Source organism: Sulfuriflexus sp. (assembly GCF_032250955.1).
Taxonomy (GTDB): Bacteria; Pseudomonadota; Gammaproteobacteria; order AKS1; family AKS1; genus Sulfuriflexus.
Genome location: NZ_JAVVES010000146.1, coordinates 1 through 562, shown reverse-complemented (window position 1 = coordinate 562; position 562 = coordinate 1). Strand labels below are relative to the sequence as shown.

The following is a 562-nucleotide window of genomic DNA, read 5'->3' as shown; positions in this document are numbered from 1 at the left end:
CTGCAAAGGCATGGCATGATTGTTCAACTGAAACATCAGGATAGTACTCAGGCCATTGATGTTGCCCAATGGGGTGCGGACGAGGAATTTGTAGTCTACCCTGAAGGCGCACGAACCAAGAGCCGTGTGATCTGTCCGGACCCAGTCCCATTCGGGTTTCTCATTGCTGGGCACCAGTCACTGCTGTCCCGTTAACTTTCACAGCAAAACCATCTGATTAATATCGGGTTGATTATCGCACGGTGGATCGCCTCTGAGCAGCGCCATTAAGTCCCGTTTTTCAAACAGATTGAGCTGCAATAATCGTAAAATCTGTTGCGTGCTTTTCTGCAACTTTGACTGGAACTTGAGAAAGGCAAGAAGCAAATAAATACACAGCGCAATCCATATCTGCGTCATGACCGCATTCTTGCTTGTGCCCACAAACGATTTAATCTTCAGGTTTTGTTTAATCCATTTGAAAAACAGTTCGACCTGCCATCTTGCCTTGTAAATATCGGCAATGGTTTTGGCCGATAGCTTGAAGTTGTTGGTCAGGAATACGTAACGCTTTCCAGTTTCT

At 45.9% G+C, this 562-nt stretch carries 2 protein-coding genes; one reads left to right on the top strand and one right to left on the bottom strand.

All coding sequences use genetic code 11. The annotated features are described in order from the left end of the window. Positions 1-195 (top strand): hypothetical protein (locus RQ738_RS13635; protein ID WP_314165867.1); only part of this gene is annotated, 195 nt, incomplete at its 5' end. A gap of 3 nt (positions 196-198) precedes the next feature. Here the strand turns inward: RQ738_RS13635 and RQ738_RS13630 are convergent. Then, positions 199-562, bottom strand: a 364-nt coding sequence (locus tag RQ738_RS13630) for a transposase (RefSeq protein ID WP_314165866.1), incomplete at its 5' end; no start/stop codon positions are given.